The sequence below is a fragment of the Micromonospora tulbaghiae genome, from assembly GCF_900091605.1.
Taxonomy (GTDB): domain Bacteria; phylum Actinomycetota; class Actinomycetes; order Mycobacteriales; family Micromonosporaceae; genus Micromonospora; species Micromonospora tulbaghiae.
The window spans coordinates 295,813-312,757 of record NZ_FMCQ01000007.1 but is presented as its reverse complement, the minus strand read 5'-3'; the positions used below and the strand labels follow the sequence as shown (position 1 = coordinate 312,757).

General features: G+C 74.1%; 18 protein-coding genes and 2 riboswitches. Of the genes, 6 read left to right on the top strand and 12 right to left on the bottom strand.

Annotated elements, in window-relative coordinates:
• Positions 1–41: 41 nt before the first annotated feature.
• Positions 42–989 carry an acyltransferase domain-containing protein gene (locus tag GA0070562_RS21510; RefSeq protein WP_091425148.1) on the top strand — a complete coding sequence of 316 codons (948 nt, stop codon included), beginning with the start codon at positions 42–44 and terminating at the stop codon, positions 987–989.
• Here GA0070562_RS21510 and GA0070562_RS21505 read toward each other — a convergent pair whose 3' ends face one another.
• The gene (locus GA0070562_RS21505) at positions 990–1,565 is read right to left on the bottom strand and encodes a P-loop NTPase family protein (RefSeq protein WP_091425146.1); all 576 of its coding nucleotides are present in this window, start codon (positions 1,563–1,565) and stop codon (positions 990–992) included.
• A gap of 49 nt (positions 1,566–1,614) precedes the next feature.
• Positions 1,615–2,838 (bottom strand): multidrug effflux MFS transporter, encoded by a 1,224-nt coding sequence (locus tag GA0070562_RS21500; protein ID WP_091425143.1) that lies wholly within the window; start codon positions 2,836–2,838, stop codon positions 1,615–1,617.
• Between the two features lie 445 nt (positions 2,839–3,283).
• On the opposite strand from GA0070562_RS21500, the gene GA0070562_RS21495 reads away from it, so the two are divergent.
• A complete protein-coding gene (locus GA0070562_RS21495; protein ID WP_091425142.1) occupies positions 3,284–4,921 on the top strand; it encodes an ABC-F family ATP-binding cassette domain-containing protein in 1,638 nt (545 codons plus the stop codon).
• A 56-nt stretch (positions 4,922–4,977) separates the two neighbouring features.
• On the opposite strand, the gene GA0070562_RS21490 is transcribed toward GA0070562_RS21495, so the two are convergent.
• The gene (locus tag GA0070562_RS21490) at positions 4,978–6,006 is read right to left on the bottom strand and encodes a sensor histidine kinase (protein WP_091425140.1); all 1,029 of its coding nucleotides are present in this window, start codon (positions 6,004–6,006) and stop codon (positions 4,978–4,980) included.
• Positions 6,003–6,701 carry a response regulator transcription factor gene (locus GA0070562_RS21485; RefSeq protein ID WP_091425137.1) on the bottom strand — a complete coding sequence of 233 codons (699 nt, stop codon included), beginning with the start codon at positions 6,699–6,701 and terminating at the stop codon, positions 6,003–6,005. The genes GA0070562_RS21490 and GA0070562_RS21485 overlap by 4 nt, the downstream gene beginning before the upstream one ends.
• Before the next feature lie 101 nt (positions 6,702–6,802).
• Between GA0070562_RS21485 and GA0070562_RS21480 the strand changes: the two genes are divergently transcribed.
• A complete protein-coding gene (locus GA0070562_RS21480; protein WP_091425135.1) occupies positions 6,803–7,390 on the top strand; it encodes a DM13 domain-containing protein in 588 nt (195 codons plus the stop codon).
• A 26-nt stretch (positions 7,391–7,416) separates the two neighbouring features.
• On the opposite strand, the gene GA0070562_RS21475 is transcribed toward GA0070562_RS21480, so the two are convergent.
• The 7 genes from GA0070562_RS21475 to GA0070562_RS21445 are packed head-to-tail and all read right to left on the bottom strand — an operon-like array spanning position 7,417 to position 13,290.
• Positions 7,417–8,346: an amidohydrolase family protein gene (locus GA0070562_RS21475; protein ID WP_091425133.1), complete on the bottom strand. Its 930-nt coding sequence runs from the start codon at positions 8,344–8,346 to the stop codon at positions 7,417–7,419.
• Positions 8,346–9,263: an MBL fold metallo-hydrolase gene (locus tag GA0070562_RS21470; RefSeq protein ID WP_091425132.1), complete on the bottom strand. Its 918-nt coding sequence runs from the start codon at positions 9,261–9,263 to the stop codon at positions 8,346–8,348. Before GA0070562_RS21470 ends, GA0070562_RS21475 begins: the two co-directional genes overlap by 1 nt.
• Positions 9,260–10,084: an ABC transporter ATP-binding protein gene (locus GA0070562_RS21465; protein WP_091425130.1), complete on the bottom strand. Its 825-nt coding sequence runs from the start codon at positions 10,082–10,084 to the stop codon at positions 9,260–9,262. The genes GA0070562_RS21470 and GA0070562_RS21465 overlap by 4 nt, the downstream gene beginning before the upstream one ends.
• Entirely contained in the window at positions 10,081–10,845 is a 765-nt protein-coding gene (locus tag GA0070562_RS21460) for an ABC transporter permease (RefSeq protein WP_091425128.1), read from the bottom strand. Before GA0070562_RS21460 ends, GA0070562_RS21465 begins: the two co-directional genes overlap by 4 nt.
• Positions 10,842–11,603 (bottom strand): ABC transporter permease, encoded by a 762-nt coding sequence (locus GA0070562_RS21455; protein ID WP_091425123.1) that lies wholly within the window; start codon positions 11,601–11,603, stop codon positions 10,842–10,844. Before GA0070562_RS21455 ends, GA0070562_RS21460 begins: the two co-directional genes overlap by 4 nt.
• Positions 11,600–12,574 carry an ABC transporter substrate-binding protein gene (locus tag GA0070562_RS21450; RefSeq protein WP_091425119.1) on the bottom strand — a complete coding sequence of 325 codons (975 nt, stop codon included), beginning with the start codon at positions 12,572–12,574 and terminating at the stop codon, positions 11,600–11,602. Before GA0070562_RS21450 ends, GA0070562_RS21455 begins: the two co-directional genes overlap by 4 nt.
• Complete coding sequence (locus GA0070562_RS21445; protein WP_091425117.1) at positions 12,571–13,290, bottom strand: class II aldolase/adducin family protein; 720 nt, start codon at positions 13,288–13,290, stop codon at positions 12,571–12,573. The genes GA0070562_RS21450 and GA0070562_RS21445 overlap by 4 nt, the downstream gene beginning before the upstream one ends.
• A gap of 223 nt (positions 13,291–13,513) precedes the next feature.
• Here GA0070562_RS21445 and GA0070562_RS21440 point away from each other — a divergent pair, with 223 nt between their 5' ends.
• The 3 genes from GA0070562_RS21440 to GA0070562_RS21430 all read left to right on the top strand — a co-directional run bounded on the left by GA0070562_RS21440 (position 13,514) and on the right by GA0070562_RS21430 (position 15,754).
• Entirely contained in the window at positions 13,514–14,227 is a 714-nt protein-coding gene (locus tag GA0070562_RS21440) for a Clp protease N-terminal domain-containing protein (protein WP_091425115.1), read from the top strand.
• Between the two features lie 49 nt (positions 14,228–14,276).
• A riboswitch (cobalamin riboswitch) is annotated at positions 14,277–14,483 on the top strand.
• Between the two features lie 131 nt (positions 14,484–14,614).
• Positions 14,615–15,127 (top strand): acyl-CoA thioesterase, encoded by a 513-nt coding sequence (locus GA0070562_RS21435; protein ID WP_030268885.1) that lies wholly within the window; start codon positions 14,615–14,617, stop codon positions 15,125–15,127.
• 3 nt (positions 15,128–15,130) lie between these two features.
• Complete coding sequence (locus tag GA0070562_RS21430) at positions 15,131–15,754, top strand: LysE family translocator (protein WP_091425113.1); 624 nt, start codon at positions 15,131–15,133, stop codon at positions 15,752–15,754.
• Between the two features lie 21 nt (positions 15,755–15,775).
• Here GA0070562_RS21430 and GA0070562_RS21425 read toward each other — a convergent pair whose 3' ends face one another.
• Complete coding sequence (locus tag GA0070562_RS21425; RefSeq protein WP_091425111.1) at positions 15,776–16,591, bottom strand: PrsW family intramembrane metalloprotease; 816 nt, start codon at positions 16,589–16,591, stop codon at positions 15,776–15,778.
• Between the two features lie 119 nt (positions 16,592–16,710).
• A riboswitch (cobalamin riboswitch) is annotated at positions 16,711–16,927 on the top strand.
• Positions 16,928–16,945: the final 18 nt, after the last annotated feature.

Sequence of the window (16,945 nt, the reverse complement as noted above, 5' to 3'; positions counted from 1 at the left end):
CGGGGCTGTCGGGGTGGGCGCCGGCCGGTAGCGTCACCGCCATGGATGTCGATGACGTCGCCGGCCGGCTCGGCGTGCCCGTCGAGGAGGTCGACCGGGTGCACCGGCTCGCCGGTGACCGGCCCTCCGCGCCGCTGCCCGCCCGGGCGGACGCGCCCACGCTGCTGGACCGGCTCGCGGTCCGCCCCGACGACGCCGCCGAGATCCTGGCGGCCTGGCCGGATCCCGGCTCACCACTCTGGACTCCCGAGCTGCGCTGGCTGCTCGACCGCTCGACCGCCCTGGTCCGCGCCGACCTCGGCGGCCACGCCTGGCTGGCGCCGGGCCCGGCGCTGCCGCGCGACCGGGGTCCGGCCTGGCGGCACCTCTACGTCTACGCGTACCTCGCACTGGTCGACGCCGTCCGGGCCTACCACCGCGACCACGACGTCCCCGACGACGTGTCCTGGGCGACGCTCGCCGACCTGGGCAACAACCTCGCCGTCGACCGGCGGATGAACGGTGACGGCTGGCCGGTCATGCAGAGCTGGCTGACGCTGCACGTGCGCGGTGGCCTCTACGAGCTGGGCCGGCTGCAGCACCAGCGCGGCGACGGCGGCGCGATCGGCCTGCACATCCCGGACTCGGGACCGCTGACCCCGGAGGCGGTCGACGCGTCGCTGGAACGGGCCCGCGCGTTCTTCCCGCGCCACTTCCCCGGCGAGCACTACACCGCGTTCTCCTGCGGCTCCTGGCTGCTCGACCCGCAGTTGCGCGAATACCTGCCGGAGGACTCCAACATCATCCGGTTCCAGCGGCGGTTCACGCTGGAGCCCCACCAGGAGCAGGACACGCCGGACGGCGACGTCGAGGTGCTGCGGTTCGTGTTCCGCAGCCTGAGCACGCCGCTGGACCGGCTGCCGCGCCGCACCGCGCTCCAGCGCGCGGTGATCGACCACATGCGGGCGGGCCGGCACTGGCAGTGGCGCCAGGGCCGCTTCCCGATGTAGTCACGTCAGCGGCCGCAGGCCGCCCCGGTCCGGCCCGGCATGCGGTGTCACCGGCGCCCCGCGCGCCAGCCAGTCGTCGAGAGCGGCCGGGTCGTCGAACAGCAGCACCGGTGGCCCGGCCGGGTCGGCCGCCCAGGCCCGCATCCGCCGCCGCGCCCGGCCGAACCCGGTCAGGTGCCACACCAGGATCGAGTCGCGGGACAGCACGCTGCGCAGCGTCTCCCGGTTGCCGTTGCAGATCAGCTCACCGCCGGCCAGACGCCGCAGCGTGCGCCGCAGCAGCCGCCGGAACGAGACCCCGCGCGGGTAGTCCAGGCCGATCACCAGGTCGGCGCGGCCGAGGACCACGTCCCGCCAGCCGTGGTACGCACCGTCGACGATCCACCTGTCGCGCCGGCAGATGGTCTCGATGCGGCGGCGCTGCTCGGCCACCGGCACCTCGACCCAGCCGGGCTCCCACAGCAGGTCGTCGACCGGATGCCAGGGCAGGCCGAACCGCTTCGCCAGATGCGCCGCGAGCGTCGACTTGCCGGAGCCGTGGATGCCCTCGACCAGGATGCGGGCCGGGGCGTTCACGGCAGCAGCGTATGCACTGCGCGCACCCGGCGCGATCCGGGCGGCCGGGTCAGTGCGCGACAGCGACCGCCGGCGCCGCCTCCAGGCCCGCGAGCTGGGACGGCCGGACGACGACCAGCAGCACCACCAGTGCCGCCACCATTCCACCGGCCACCACCAGGGCCATCGCCACCGCGCCGGTGCCGAGCACGCCCACCAGCGGCGCGGCCACCGCGCCGACGCCGAACTGCACGGCACCGAGCAGGGCGGACGCGGTGCCGGCCGCCTCGCCGTGGCGGGACAGCGCCAGCGCCGGGGCGTTCGGCATGGCCAGGCCCGCCGCCGCCAGCACCAGCCACAGCGACACGAGCAGGGCGGGCAGCCCACCGAAGCCGGTCGCGGCGAACACGACCAGGGCCAGCCCGGCCACCGTTCCCGCCGCCAGCGAGGTCACCAGGATCCACTGCGACTGGTAGCGGCGCAGCAGCCGCACGTTGTACTGGGTGGCGCCGATCAGGCCCACCGCGCCCGCGCCGAACGCCAGGCCGAACTCCTGCTCGTCGAGCCCGTAGGTGTCCTGGAGGACGAACGACGACCCCGCGACGTACGCGAACAGCGCGGCCATGGCCAGCCCGGCGACCAGGACCAGACCGACGAAGACCCGGTCCCGCAGCAGCCCGCCGTACGTCTTCACGGTCGCGACGACCCCGCCGCGCTGGCGACGCGCGGGCGGCAGCGTCTCGGGCAGCGCGAGCGTGGCCAGCGCGACGAGCAGCACCCCGAAGACAGCCAGGACCACGAAGACGCCGCGCCAGTCGGTCCACCGCAGCACGCCGCCACCCAGCGTCGGGGCGAGCACCGGTGCCGCGCCCATCACCAGCAGCAGCCGGGACAGCATGGTGGCGAACGCCGACCCGCTGAACAGGTCACGTACCACCGCCATCGCCACCACGGCGGTCGCGGCGACACCGAGGCCCTGCACGACGCGCAGGACGCCGAGGACGGCGACGTTCGGGGCGACCACACACAGCGCCGACGCCAGGATGTGCAGCAGGAGACCGGCGATCAGCGGGCGGCGCCGCCCGATCGCGTCCGACAGCGGCCCGATCAGCAGCTGCCCGACGGCGAGCCCGGCGAGCGTGCCGGTGAGCGTCAGCTGGACCGCCGCCGACGTGGTCGCGAAGTCGCTGACGATGGCGGGCAGCGCGGGCAGGTACATGTCGATGGTCAGCGGACCCACAGCGATCAGCGAGCCGAGGACCAGCACGAGCTTGAGCCGCTGGCTCCGGCTCATCAGGTCGCCCGTGGTGGGCGTCGGGGCGGCATCGGTCTTCTGGGGCGTCCCGGTCCGGTCGGCGTGCGGCCGGGCGCGAGAGGGTGCGGCACTCACACCCTGAGTCAAATGCGCCTCCCGTGATCACATTCCCGTCTCGGCGAGAGGTAACGCAGGTCACGCGCCACTCGCGGTCCACCAGCTCCGGCACGCCCGTCTGCGGGACCGGCTCGCGAGCGTCGTCGGTGCTACGGTGGAGCGGAGTGATCCAGTCCAGGACTGGCAAGCAGGGAGATCAGACATGGCGGGTGACGACGACATCTCCGGGTGAGCCCGGGCATGTGACAGACCACCGGCACGCGCGGATCAGCGCCGTTTGCCGTGGTCGCTTCGTCGTTCCCCGAGACCATGTCCACCTGCCGGGCGGCTCCGGTCCGCCTGCCCTCACTCCGAGGTCGTCTTCCCGATGTCCCATTCCTTCATCGTCTGCTCGAACCTGACCTTCTCCTGGCCGGACGACACCCCGGTCTTCCAGGACCTCTCCTTCACGCTCGGCGGGGGCCGTACGGGCCTGGTCGCGCCGAACGGGGCCGGCAAGAGCACGCTGCTCAAGCTGATCGCAGGTGAACACCGGCCCGCCGCCGGGTCGATCACTGTCAACGGCGTGCTGGGCTACCTCCCGCAGAGCCTGCCGCTGGCCGCCGGCCTGACAGTGGCCGAGGTGCTGGAGATCGCCCCGCTGATCGCGGCGCTGCACGCCATCGAGGCCGGCGACGCCGACGAGAAGCACTTCACCACCATCGGCAGCGACTGGGACATCGAGGAACGCACCCGCGCCCAGCTCGACCGGCTCGGCCTCGGCGACCTCGCCTTCGACCGGCGCCTGGACACGCTCAGCGGTGGGCAGGTCGTCTCCCTCGGCCTGGCGGCGCAACTGCTCAAGCAGCCCGACGTGCTGCTGCTGGACGAGCCCACGAACAACCTCGACCTCGACGCCCGGCACCGGCTGTACGACGTGCTGGAGCAGTGGAACGGCTGCCTGCTGCTGGTCAGCCACGACCGGGCGCTGCTGGACCGGATGGAGCGCATCGCCGAACTCGACCGCGGCGAGATGCGCTTCCACGGCGGCAACTTCACCTCGTACGAGGCGACGGTGCGGGCCGCGCAGGAGGTGGCGGAGAAGAACGTCCGCAGCGCCGAACAGGACCTCAGGCGGGAGAAGCGGGAGTTGCAGGAGGCCCGCGAGCGGGCCGCCCGGCGGGCCGGCAACGCCTCCCGCAACCTGAAGAGCGCCGGCCTGCCGAAGATCTTCGCCGGGACCATGAAGCGCAACGCCCAGGAGTCCGCCGGCCGGGCGAACGAGATGCACTCCGGGCGGGTCGACGACGCCCGGGCGCGGCTGGACGAGGCCGAGCGGGCGCTGCGCGACGAGCAGCGGATCACGGTGGAGTTGCCCGCCACGAACGTGCCGGCCGGACGCACGCTGCTGACCGCCGAACGGGTCCGGGTCCGGCACGGCGAGCGGTCCCTGTTCGCCGCCGACGGTGTCGACCTGACGATCCGTGGCCCGGAGCGGATCGCCCTGCTCGGCGCCAACGGCGCGGGCAAGTCCACACTGCTGCGCCTGATCGACGGCGGCCTGGAGCCCGAGAGCGGCCGGATCGCCCGCGCCGAGGGCCGGATCGCGTACCTGTCGCAGCGGCTGGACCTGCTGGACCTGGACCGTACCGTGGCGGAGAACCTCGCCGCGTTCGCGCCGCAGGCCCCTGACGCGCAGCGGATGAACCTGCTCGCCCGCTTCCTGTTCCGCGGCCCGCGAGCGCATCTCCCGGTGGGGGTGCTCTCCGGCGGCGAGCGGCTGCGCGCCACGCTCGCCTGCGTCCTCGGTGCCGAACCGGCCCCGCAGCTCCTGCTGCTCGACGAGCCGACGAACAACCTCGACCTGGTCAGCGTCGGCCAGTTGGAGAGCGCGCTCAACGCCTACCGGGGCGCCTTGCTGGTGGTGAGCCACGACGAGCGGTTCCTCACCGCGATCAACGTCGGCCGCTGGCTGCGCCTGGCCGAGGGACGCCTGGTGGAGACCGGTCCCCCGGACGCCGGCTGACCGGCCCGCCAGGCCCGCCGTCGGCGGCGACCCGCCCGCCCCGGTGAGCCGGGCGGTCAGACCGCCGGCAGGCGGACGACGAACCGGCACCCGCCGGTCACGTTGTGCGCGTGCACCCGCCCGCCGTGCGCCTCGACCAGCCCGCGCACGATCGCCAGGCCCAGCCCGCCGCCGGCCGGCGCCGCCTCGCCGGCGCCGGCCGGTGCGGGGGTACGGGCCCGGGTGCCCCGGAACGCCACGTCGAACACCCGGGGCAGGTCCGCCTCGGGAATGCCGCCGCAGGTGTCGGAGACGGCGAGCCACGCGTCGTCGTCGTCCCGTCCGGCGTCGATGCGCACGGTGCCGTCCGGTGGCGTGTACCGCACCGAGTTGACCAGCAGGTTCGTCACGACGCGGGCGAGTTCGGCCTCGGCGGCCCGGACGGTCGGCCAGCCGGTCTCCGGGGCGAGCACCCGGACCCGCCGGTCGGCGGCCAGCGGCGCGGTGGCGGCGATCGCGTCGGAGACCACGTCGCCGAGCGGGACCGGGGACAGCGCGGGCCGCAACGCTCCGGCGGTGATCCGGGACAGCTCGAACAGGTCGTCGACCAGACGCGTCATCCGGTCCGTCTCGACCCGGATCCGCCGGTGGTACTCGGCCACCGCCGCCGGCTCGTCGACCACCCGGTCCTCCAGCGCCTCCGCCATCGCCCGCAGCCCGGCCAGCGGCGTACGCAGATCGTGCGAGACCCACGCGACCAGCTCACGGCGCCCGGCCTCCAGCTGCCGTTCCCGCTGCCGGGCCTGGTCGGCCCAGACCGCCGCCTGCGCCAGCCGGCGGGCGAACGCCACCCCGACGGCCAGGCTGAGAGCCGCGGACGCCGCGACCGTGACGAGGACGACCTGGAGGTCGTGCGCGGACAGGAACATGGCCTGGGCGACGGCCGTGACGCCCGCCGTCACCGAGGCGATCGTGACCGCGAGCAGCGCCGCGATGTGCGCGAGGATCGACCGGTGGCGCACCAGCCGCAGCGCGCCGACGCCGAGCGCGCCGACGACAGCGCCGGCGAGCAGGGCGTAGAGCCCGATGACCAGCAGCTCGTTCACCGGGGCGGGTCCGACGGCTCGTACCGGTAACCGACGCCCCACACGGTGACGATGCGGCGGGGCTGCGCCGGGTGGTCCTCGATCTTCTCCCGCAGCCGCCGGACGTGGACGGTGACCGTGGACTGGTCGCCGAACCGCCAGCCCCACACGCGGTCCAGCAGCTCGGCCCGCGACCAGGCGCGTCCCGGGTTCGCCAGCAGGAACGCGAGCAGGTCGAACTCCCGTACGGTCAGCGACAGCTGCTGCCCGCCGCGATCGGCGACGCGCCGGTCGGTGTCCGCGGTGAGGTCGCCGTCGCGCAGCACCCCGGTCGGTCCCCGGTCCTTCGGGGCGGCGCGCCGGAGCACCGACCTGATGCGCAGCACGAGTTCGCGCGGCGAGAACGGCTTGGTCACGTAGTCGTCCGCGCCGACCTCCAGCCCGGCGACCCGGTCGGCCTCGTCCCCGAGCGCGGTGAGCATGACCACCGGCAGGCCGGGCAGGCGGCGACGCAGCCGCCGGCACACCTCGATGCCGTCGAGACCCGGCATCATCAGGTCGAGGACAACCAGGTCGGGCGGCTCCTCCTCGGCCGCGGCGAGCGCGCCGGGCCCGTCGAAGGACAGCCGGACCCGGCAGCCGTCCTGTTCCAGGTAGCGCCGGACGACGTCGCTCACCGTCCGGTCGTCGTCGACGACGAGCACGTAGCGCCCCATGGGCCAGACGCTACCCACCGGCGGCCCGGTGCGGCGGCCCGCGGTCGAGCCGTAAGCGGACGGAAAGATCTTTCCGCCGGGTACCCGCCTACCGTCACGGCATGGGCAGAAGACGTGTGGTGTTGTCGGTGCTCGCCCTCGTGGCCGTCACCGGTCTCGGGGTGAGCCTGTACCTGTTCCAGCCGTGGCGGCTGGTCACCGACCGCGAGGTACGCGAGGCGCTGCCCACTGTGGCGGAGCAGCAGCCGGCCGGCACCACCGGCCCGCCGGCTTCCGGCACGACCGGCCCGCCGTCGATCGGCGCGGCGCCCGCCGACGTGGTCCTCGCCGCCGGTGACTTCGTCACCCACGAGCACGACACGTCCGGCCGGGCACAGCTGGTCCGCCTCGCCGACGGCCGCCGTCAGCTCCTCCTGCGCGGACTGGACACCTCGGACGGACCCGACCTGCGGGTGTGGCTCACCGACCGGAAGGTGCTACCCGGCCGCGCGGGCTGGCAGGTGTTCGACGACGGCCGCTGGGTCGAACTGGGCCGGCTCAAGGGCAACATCGGCGACCAGGCGTACGACATCCCGGCGACTGTGGACCTGGACGGTCTGCGCAGCGTGTCGATCTGGTGCAAGCGGTTCGCGGTGTCGTTCGGCGCCGCCCCGCTGGCCGCGGCCGGTACGGGATCGGCGCCGGCCTGACGTCCGCCGCTGCCCACCACCGGGGCTCAGCCGCGGCCCAGCAGCCGCAACGTGTTGGCGCCGGCCACCAGGGCGCTGTCGTCCGGGCCGAGACCCGCGTCGCGCAACGCCGCCTCGACCCGGTCGCGGGTGGTGGACCGCTCCGCGATCGGCCAGTCCCCGCCCACCACCACGTGGTCGGCGCCGAGCAGGTCGGTGGCGAAGCGGATCGCCGACGGCGCGAAACCCATCGTGTCGGCGTACACGTGGGCGCTCCGGTCCGGCGCGCTGAGCAGTGCGCCCTCGTCGGTGGCGGCGGCCAGGGCGAGGCCGGCCACCCCGAGCATCGGGAAGACCACGTGCAGGCCGGGCAGCGTGGCCAGGACACCGCCGGTGAGCAGCGACAGCAGCGCGGCCGCGGTGATCGTGCCGCGGGCGAGCGACGTGCCGAGCCGGCCCAGGCCCGCGAACTCCGCGGTCAGGGTGGACCGGCTGATCGGATGCGCGAAGACCGGTACGCCCAGCTCGGCCGCGGCGACGAGCGTGGGACGGGCGGCCGGGTCACCGAGCAGCCGCCCGTCCGCGGCGGCGCAGTCGACCACGACGCCCGGCAGGCCCAGGTCACGGACGGCTCGGACCACCTCCCCGGCGGCCGCCTCGCCGCCGAAGGCGTCGATCGTGGCGAGCCCGGCGAGGCGGGCGGGGTCTCCCGCGACCACGGTCGCCAGATGGTCGTTGAGCCGCCGCTGGTCGCCGGGTCGGGTCCGCTCGCCGTGCGGGGTGACCATCGCCGGCGGGGCGCTGAGCACACGCAGGTCGACGCCGTACCGGCCCGACTCGGCGAGCAGGTCGTCGAGGTCGGCGACCCGCCGGGCGGTGTCGGCCCAGCGGGCGGCGAGCACGCCGGTGGCGTTGTGCGGCAGCACCGCCGGATGGTCCGGACAGGCGTGGTGGGTGTGGAAGTCGGCGATGAACATCAGACGTCGAGGAACGTGTAGGTGAAGCCGCGCTCCGCCCGGTGCACATGTCCGGCCGCGGGGAACGGGAAGTGCGCCGGCACGAGCAGGTCGCCCGAGTCGGCGGCCCGCTCGAGCAGGCGGCGGCGCTGGTCGGCGGAGTCGCCGGGCACCACGCAGTAGCGGATGCTCCACTCCGGCCGCTCCAGTTGGACGCCGTGGTGCAGCATGTCGCCGGCGAACAGCGCCCGTTGACCGACTGACTCGACGACCAGGTAGACGTTGCCCGGGGTGTGGCCGAACGCGGGCACCAGGTGCACCTGCGGGGACAGCACGTGGTCGGCCTCGATCAGGTCGAGCACTCCGGCGTCGCGCAGCGGCAGGATGCTGTCGGCGATGTAGTCGCCGGTACGCCGCATGGCCCGCGCGCCCTCCGGGCCGGTCCACCAGTCGAACTCCTCGCGGACCACCAGGTACCGGGCGTTCGGGAAGGTCGGCTCCCAGCCGCCGCGACCGTCCGCGCCGGTGGCGAACCCGACGTGGTCGACGTGCAGGTGGGTGAAGACGACCGTGTCGATGTCGCCGAGCGACACCCCGGCGCGGGCGAACTGTTCCAGGAACGGCCGGTCCGCCCGGTCGAAGACGCCGCCGTTGCGCGGTTTGCCGTTGCCGCCGCCCGCGTCGACCAGGATCAGCCGGTCCGGCGTCCGCAGCAGGTGGGCCTCCTGGTTGAGCAGGATCCGGCCGTCGTGGGTGAACGGCTCGCGCGTGTAGAACGCGCCGTCGGTCCACGACTCGGTCTCCATCTGCGGGAAGAACTCGGCCGGCTCCACGAAGTAGTCGACCTCGCGGATCGGGAAGACCTCGACCTCACCGACTCGGAAGGACCACAGCGGGCCCTCGCCGCCGCCGGTGTCGGTCCATCGGGCGTTGCTCATGCCATCTCGCTCTCGGGTGTACGGCGAGCGTGCGGCTCGCCGTCGGGGGTACGGCGGACCTGCGTCCACACGCGGGTGCGGAGCTCGCCGAAGGGGGCGGAGGAACGGGTGCCGATCTGTTCGCGGTCGGCGGGCAGGTCGACCGGGATGTCGGCCTGGACGCCGGAGACGCCGGTGCCGAGCACCACGACGCGCTGGCTGAGGTAGACCGCCTCGTCGATGTCGTGGGTGACGAGGACGATGGTCATGCCGTAGCGCTTCCACAGCGCGGCGACCAGGTCCTCCAGGTCGGCCCGGGTCTGCGCGTCGACGGCCGAGAACGGCTCGTCCATCAGCAGCAGGCGGGGCCGGTAGGCGACCGCGCGGGCGATGGCGACGCGCTGCTGCATGCCGCCGGAGAGCTGCCAGGGGTACGCGTCGCCGGCCGCGCCGAGGCCGACCGCGTCGAGCGCGTCGAGCGCGTCGGCGACGAGTTCGCGCCGCCGCGCCCGGCTCAGGCCCAGGTGGCGCAGCGGCAGCTCGACGTTCTGCCGGACCGTCTTCCAGGCGTACAGGCTGCGGCCGTACTCCTGGAAGACCACGCCGAGGCCGGCCGGCGGCTCGGTGACCGGGCGGCCGTCGAACCGGACCTGTCCCGTCGTGGCCGGCAGCAGCCCGGCGACGATCTTGAGCAGGGTGGTCTTGCCGCAGCCGGACGGGCCGACGAGCGCGACGAACTCGCCCTCGGACACGGACAGGTCGACAGCGGTCAGCACCTCGACGGTGCGTTCCCGGGCCCGGTAGGTCTTGCCGACCCCGGCGATCTCGAGCAGGGAGGTCATCGTCGCTCCGTGAGTTGTCCGGTGTGGCCTCGATGCCAGCGCAACGCGCGCCGCTCGACGAGTTCGAAGAGTTTGGCCAGCCCGAAGCCGAGCAGGCCGATCAGCAGCACCCCGCTCCACATCTGCGGGATGGCGAAGCTGCGCTGGAACTGCACCACAGTGAAGCCCAGCCCGTCGGTGCTCATCAGCATCTCGCTGACCACCATGAGGATGATCGACAGGCCGAGCGCCTGACGGGCGCCGGCGAAGATCTGCGGGCTCGCGCCGCGCAGCACGAGCAGGTGCCGGGTGCGGCGCGGCAGCCGGTACGCGGCGGCGGTCTCCAGCCCGACCTCGTCGGCGGCGCGGACGCCGTCGGCGGTGTTGAGCAGGATCGGCCAGACGGCGCCCACCGTGATGACGACCAGCTTCGTGGCGTCGCCGATGCCGACCGCGACCAGCAGCACCGGGATCAGCACCGGGGCGGGCAGCACCCGGAAGTACGCCAGCAGCGGGCCGGTCAGCGCGCGGGGCACCGCCCACCGCCCGATCACGAAGCCGAGGGTGACGCCGGCGGCGAGCGCGACGGCGTACCCGGCGGCGAGGCGCCACAGGCTGGGCACCACGTCGCTGACGAACGTGCCGGAGAACCACACGTCCCGGAACGCCTCGACGATCGTACGCAGCGGCGGCAGGAACACGTTGGTGCTGCCGTCGCTGGCCACCCACCACGCGGCCACGAGCACCGCGGGCAGGCCGAGCGCGTAGCCGAGCGCCCTCATGCGACGGCCTCCCGCCGGGTCGCCACGTGCCAGTGCAGCAGCCGCCGCTCGGCGAGCCGGGCGAGCTGGTCGAGGCCGATGCCGAGCCCGCCGGTGAGCAGCACCAGCGCGTACATGCCGGTGGACTCGCCGGACTCCTGGCTGCTCCAGATCATCTCGCCGAGCCCGGCGGCGCCCATCACCAGACCGCCGGTCAGCGCCAGAGCCAGCGCGACCGAGACGATCAGCCGCAGCGCCGTGCCCAGATACGGCAGCACGGTCGGCCACGTGACGTGCACGGTCCGGGCCAGCCGGCCGAGCCGGAAGGCGCGGGCGGTGTCGACTGCCACCCGGTCCACGTCGCGCAGACCGTAGAGCACCTGGAACACGACGATCCAGAAGCACGAGACGGCGACCAGCAGCACGGTGATCTGCCGGACGTCGAGCACGAGCACCAGCACCGGGATCAGCACGATCGACGGGACCGGCCGCAGGAAGTCGAGAGTGGAGGAGGTGGCCCGGCGCACCTGGGGCACCGAGCCGAGCGCGAACCCGGCCAGGATGCCGGCGACCACCGCGATGACCAGGCCGACGGCCACCGCGGACAGCGTACGACCGGTCGCCGTCCAGAACCGTTCCCCGGTGAGCAGACGCAGCGCCTCGGGCACCACGGCGCTCAGCGGCGGCACGTGCGCGGGTTCGAAGAACAGGCGGGCGAGGATCTCGTACGCCGTGGCCGCGCCCGCCAGGCCCACGGCGCCGAGCCACCCCCTTCTCACTTGAGGATCAGCTCGTCGAGGTCGGGTGTGCTGGTGATGAGCCCGTCGCGCTGGGCATAGCCGGCGAGCTTCTCGGCGGCCTGCCGGCTGACCTCGTCACGCAGACCGGTCAGGGTGATCTTCGCGGCCACCTCCGGCTTGATCTCGGTGAACGTGGGGATCTTCGCGCGCACCTCGTCCTCGTGCTCGCGGGCGTACGCGTAGGCCTCCCGCACCGCGTCCCGGAAGGCCGTGACGGTCTTCGCGTTCTTCGAGGTGTAGGAGCCGGCCGCGTACCACGCGGAGACCGTGAGGTCGGGCGCGAGGTCGGTGAAGCCCCACCCGACCGGCACCGCGCCCTGCGCCTTGGCCGCCGACAGGAACGGCTCGACCACCCAGGCGCCGTCCACCCGGCCCGTGCTGACCGCGGCGGGCGCCTGCGGGAACGGGATCTCGACGAGCTTGACCTTCGTCGGGTCACCGCCGTCGGCGCGGACCGCCTCCCGGGCCGCCGCGGCGGCGATGTTGGTGAGGATGTTGACGGAGATCGTCTTGCCTTCGAGCTGCTTGGCGCTGGTGATGCCGGAGTCGCCCTTGACCACCAGGGCGCCGTAGTCGGCGCCCTCCTTGCCGGTGGACGCCGACGCCGGCACCACTGCCTTGACGTCCAGGCCCTTGGACCGGGCGACGATCAGCGTGGTGAGGTCGCCGGTGGCGAAGTCGACCTTGCCGGCCAACACGGCCGGCACGGAGGTCAGGTCGGACGTCTCGGTGTCGACCTCGACCTTGAGGCCGTGCTTGGCGAAGATGCCCCGCTCCTGGGCCAGGTAGATGGGCGCGAGGTGGCCCAGCGGCGACGAGGCGAGCCGGACGGTGGTGAGGCCGTCGGCGCTCGCCGCGGCGGGCTCGTCGTCCCCGCCGCAGGCGGCGAGCGACGTGGTGAGCAGGACGGCGGCGAGGGCACCGGCGATCCGGCGGCTACGGGTGGTCATGCGGTCGGCTCCTCAAAGCGCAGGCGCAGGTCGAGGTCGTGGACGTGGTCGGGGAACGGCACCGGGCCGCCCAGCGGCTCGGCGCCGATGCTGGAGACGGCCGCCTCCTCGATCGCCACGACGAGGCTCGCGGCGTGCCTGGCGGAGTCGCCGGCGACGAGCAGGCCGTGGTTGCCGAGCAGGATCGCGTACGTGCGGGGGTGCGCCGCGAACGTCTCGGCGATCGCGCGCACCGCCTCCTCGGTGCCGCGCGGCGCCCACGGCGCGACGGGGATGTCGACCGGCTGGCCGTGCACGAGCAGTGCCTCGTACCGGGCCGGCAGCGGCGCCCCGGCGAGGGCGTAGCTGGTGGCGTACGGCGAATGGGTGTGGATGACGGCGTTGACGTCCGGCCGGGCCTGGTAGACGCCGATGTGCATCTTCAGGATGGCGGCCACCGACGGGCTGGGCGTTCCCTCGTGGACGGTGCCGTCGAGGCCGACCACGACGACGTCGTCGTTGACGGTGCGCAGCGCGGGCGCCGCGACCCGCAGGTCGTCGGCGGGCCACGGGCGGAGCAGTTCGCCGGCGTTGACGAGCAGGCGGTCGTCGTGACCGGGGATCCGGACGCTGATGTTGCCGTGCCCGCTGGCCGACATGGCCGAGGCGGCGAAGATCTTGTTGATGCCGGCGGTCAGGTCGGCGCGGGCTTTCTGGACAGGGTCGTGCTGAGTCATGGCGTGCGGCCTCAGGGGGAGTCGGTCGTGCCCGGGGCACGACGATGCAAGGTGTGCGAAGTGAGCCGGTGGGGCTCAGCGGCGACAGAGCGCGCTGGACGTACGGCCCTGGTCGAGGGCTCGTCGGGTGGTCAGCGGCGCGGGCATAACCCTACTATAACCCTAGGAAATGTAGGCGATCAAGGGCTGACCTGTTCGATGGTCACGTGACAGGATCGGTCAGGTGCCCAAGGTCAACGTTTATCTGCCCGACGCCCTCGCCGACCGCGTCCGCGACGCCCGGCTTCCGGTCTCCCGGATCTGCCAGACCGCACTGACCCAGGCCCTGGACGGCGCCGCGGGCGCGGCCCACGAGACCCCCGCCACCCGGGCGCTGCCCGCCGGGCTCACCCTCACCCCGCCGGCCAACCACCACGTCGCGGCGATCCTGCGCCAGGCGTACGCCCTCGCGTCCACCTCCGGCGCGGTCACTGTGGAGCCGGTCCACCTGCTGCGAGCCTTCCTCGACGAGGGCGAGAGCCTGGTGCTGAACACCGTCGAGTTGCTCGGCTTCCCCGCCGCCACGATCCGCGCCGCCCTGGGCGACTCCCCCAACCCGGCCCTGACACCCACCGAGCCGGCCGCGTCGCCGGCCACCCGGGCGGTGCTGACGGCCGCCGCCGGCCAGGCCACCGCACACGCCTCGGCCGTCACCACCGGCAGCCACCTGCTGCTGGGGCTGCTGCGCGACGACGGCGACGCGGGCGACGTGCTGCGGCGTACGGGCGTGACCGCCGTCGTCACACCCGCCGTGCTGTCCGCGCTCTACCACGGCGTCGCGTTCGGCCGGATGCTGCCCGAGCGCGACGCCGACACGACCGTCCTGCGCGTGATGATGCACGACGTCCTCGACCGGCTCGACCGGATGCAGAAGCGGCTCGACGCGACGGAAGGGTGACGGGAACGCCGCCCGGCCGGGTGGCTCCGGGAGCGCGCCGCGGCTGGGCTACGCTGCGGGAAGCGCTGGTTCACCCGGTCGGCGACGGCCGGGTGTCGTAAGAGGGAACCCGGTGGAAGTCCGGGACTGCCCCGCAGCGGTGAGTGGGAACGACAGCCGTCAACAGCACTGGGCCACGGCCTGGGAAGCGACGGCCGGTAGGCGACCTCGTGTCATGCCCGCGAGTCCGAAGACCTGCCCGCGTCGCGCGTACCACCGGTGCGCGCCGCCGTCGACCTCGCGGGTGGGTCGGGCGGGTGACACGCCGCACGGTGCGCCGTCGGCGTGCCCTCGACGTGCACACCCCGGCCGGTCGGCGGTCCGCTTCTGCGAGGACGGAACCGCACAGTGCCCGACACCATCACGCTCACCGGCCGACCACCGTCGGCCTCGCACCTGACCCTGTCGCAGATCATGGACCAGCACCACACCAACCTGATGGGCACGGTCCACGGCGGGCGGATCCTCAACCTGATCGATTCGGTCGCCGGGGTGGTCGCCGCCCGCCACTCCGACGGGCCGGCCGTCACCGCCGCCATCGACGAGACCGCGTTCCTGCGCGCGGTACGCGTCGGGGACGTGGTCCACGTGGACGCCCGGATCACCTGGGCCGGCCGCAGCTCGATGGAGGTGGCGGTGAAGGTCAGCGCGGACCGGTGGGACCGCGCGGTGCCGCCGGTGGACGTGGCCACCGCGCACCTGGTGATGGTCGCGGTGGACGACGACGGCCAGCCCCGGCCGGTGCCGCCGCTGCACGCCGAGACCGACGGTGACCGGCGGCGCTACCGGGAGGCGCAGATCCGGCGCGAACACCGGCTGGCGCTGCGCCGGGCGCTGCTCGACGGCGCCGGGGAGGGCTGACCGGTGCTCGGACTGTCGGCGGCCACGCTCGCCGGTTACCTCGCCGCGATCGTGGTGCTCATGCTCACCCCGGGTCCGGACATGATGTTCGTGCTGGCCAACGCCACCCGGTACGGCCCACGGGCCGGCGCGGTGGCCGCGCTCGGGGTCGCCGCCGGGGAGGCGGTGCACGTCGCCGCCGTGGTGGCCGGGCTCGCCACGGTGATCGCCGCGTCCCCGGTGCTGTTCACCGCGATCCGGTGGGCGGGTGCGGCGTACCTGATCGTGCTGGGTCTGCGGGCGCTGCGCGGCACGGGCCGGCCCGGCGCCCCGGCGGACCGGCCGGACGGCGGCGCCGGGCGGGCGTTCCGGCGCGGGCTGCTGACGAACCTGCTCAACCCGAAGATGATCCTGTTCAGCGTGGCGTTCCTGCCGCAGTTCGTCCGGCCCGAGGCGGGCCCGGTGGCGGCGCAGCTGGTGCTGCTCGGCGCGCTGTTCGTCGCGGTGCAGCTCACCGTGGACCTGGCGCTCGGGGTGGGCGCCGGGCGGTTCGCCGGCCGGTGGGGCGACAGCCGCTGGTCACGGCGCGTCGACCGGCTCTGCGCGGTCGCCTTCGTCGCGCTCGGCGTCCGGCTGGCCGCCGGCTGACGGGCGGCCAGGCGTCCCGGCTCAGCGGGGGTGGGCCGCGGGCTCCCGGGGCGCCGGCGCGGCCGGCGTCCCGGACGCGGCCGGCGGCTCGCGGTCCAGGTGCAGGCGCAGCAGCACCCAGCCGAGTGACACGCCGCCGATGAACAGGTACGCGGGCTGGGTGCCGAACGTGTCCCAGCAGGTGTGCAGCGTGACGGCGGCGGCGAAGGTGAGCAGGAACGCCGCCAGCTTCCGGCCGCCGGGCGCGGCGGCGAACGTGAACAACGCGCCGGCGGTCAGCCCTGTCCAGGCCAGGTGCGCGGCGGGCGCGGTGAGGCCGCGTACGAGCAGCGTCTGCTCGACCGCGCCGAGGCTGCCCTGCGACCCGACGAACGCGGTGAACGCGTAGCCCATGGTCTCCAGCGCGGCGAACCCGGCGCCGGAGGCCACGCCGATCACCAGCCCTTGCGCCGGGGACGGGTGCCGCCGCCACAGCAGCAGGATGCCGGCCGGCACGATCAGCTTGGCGGTCTCCTCCGCGAGGCCGACGAGCGCCATCGGCAGGACGTCGAGGCGGTGCAGCGTGCCGTACTCCAGCCAGCCGGCGGCGACCACGCCGATCACGCCGCCGAGGAGCGCGGCGACGCCGACGACGGAGCCGGGGACCGGGCGGCGGGCCGGGCGCCCCTGGGCGAAGGCCAGGAACGCGGCGGGCGCAACGCACGCGCCGAGCAGGATCAGCGCCGGAACGAACGTGACGGTCCCGGTGCCGGCCAGTGTCTCCAGCACCAGCAGGTGAAGCCCGACGCCGACGAGCAGGACCGCCACCCACGCCCAGCGGCGTCCGGTATTCCCCATACGTCGAGTATCGCGCCCGGCGGCGAGCGCCGGCATCGGGGGTGGGCACTGTGGACAGTGAGATCCATGCGACACGCCCGACACGACATCTGGTGTTGCCCAACCGCCCTCACCGCCATATATGGTGGTGCCGCAGCTGGTTCGGCCGAGCCCTCCGGGGCGAGGCCGAGGCAAGAGGGAACCCGGTGGAAGTCCGGGACTGCCCCGCAGCGGTGAGTGGGAACGACAGCCGTCAACAGCACTGGGCCACCGGCCTGGGAAGCGACGGCCAGTAGGCGACCGGCGACCCCGGTCGGGCCCGCGAGTCCGAAGACCTGCCAGCGCGCCGTGCGCCTCCGCGTACGGCGGTCGGAG

Excerpts from the sequence above, each read along its gene's own strand:
- GA0070562_RS21510 (WP_091425148.1), top strand. The coding sequence starts at position 42 with ATGGATGTCGATGACGTCGCCGGCCGGCTCGGCGTGCCCGTCGAGGAG.
- GA0070562_RS21500 (WP_091425143.1), bottom strand. The coding sequence starts at position 2,838 with ATGAGCCGGAGCCAGCGGCTCAAGCTCGTGCTGGTCCTCGGCTCGCTG.
- GA0070562_RS21495 (WP_091425142.1), top strand. The coding sequence starts at position 3,284 with ATGTCCCATTCCTTCATCGTCTGCTCGAACCTGACCTTCTCCTGGCCG.
- GA0070562_RS21485 (WP_091425137.1), bottom strand. The coding sequence starts at position 6,701 with ATGGGGCGCTACGTGCTCGTCGTCGACGACGACCGGACGGTGAGCGAC.
- GA0070562_RS21480 (WP_091425135.1), top strand. The coding sequence starts at position 6,803 with ATGGGCAGAAGACGTGTGGTGTTGTCGGTGCTCGCCCTCGTGGCCGTC.
- GA0070562_RS21475 (WP_091425133.1), bottom strand. The coding sequence starts at position 8,346 with ATGTTCATCGCCGACTTCCACACCCACCACGCCTGTCCGGACCATCCG.
- GA0070562_RS21470 (WP_091425132.1), bottom strand. The coding sequence starts at position 9,263 with ATGAGCAACGCCCGATGGACCGACACCGGCGGCGGCGAGGGCCCGCTG.
- GA0070562_RS21465 (WP_091425130.1), bottom strand. The coding sequence starts at position 10,084 with ATGACCTCCCTGCTCGAGATCGCCGGGGTCGGCAAGACCTACCGGGCC.
- GA0070562_RS21460 (WP_091425128.1), bottom strand. The coding sequence starts at position 10,845 with ATGAGGGCGCTCGGCTACGCGCTCGGCCTGCCCGCGGTGCTCGTGGCC.
- GA0070562_RS21450 (WP_091425119.1), bottom strand. The coding sequence starts at position 12,574 with ATGACCACCCGTAGCCGCCGGATCGCCGGTGCCCTCGCCGCCGTCCTG.
- GA0070562_RS21445 (WP_091425117.1), bottom strand. The coding sequence starts at position 13,290 with ATGACTCAGCACGACCCTGTCCAGAAAGCCCGCGCCGACCTGACCGCC.
- GA0070562_RS21425 (WP_091425111.1), bottom strand. The coding sequence starts at position 16,591 with ATGGGGAATACCGGACGCCGCTGGGCGTGGGTGGCGGTCCTGCTCGTC.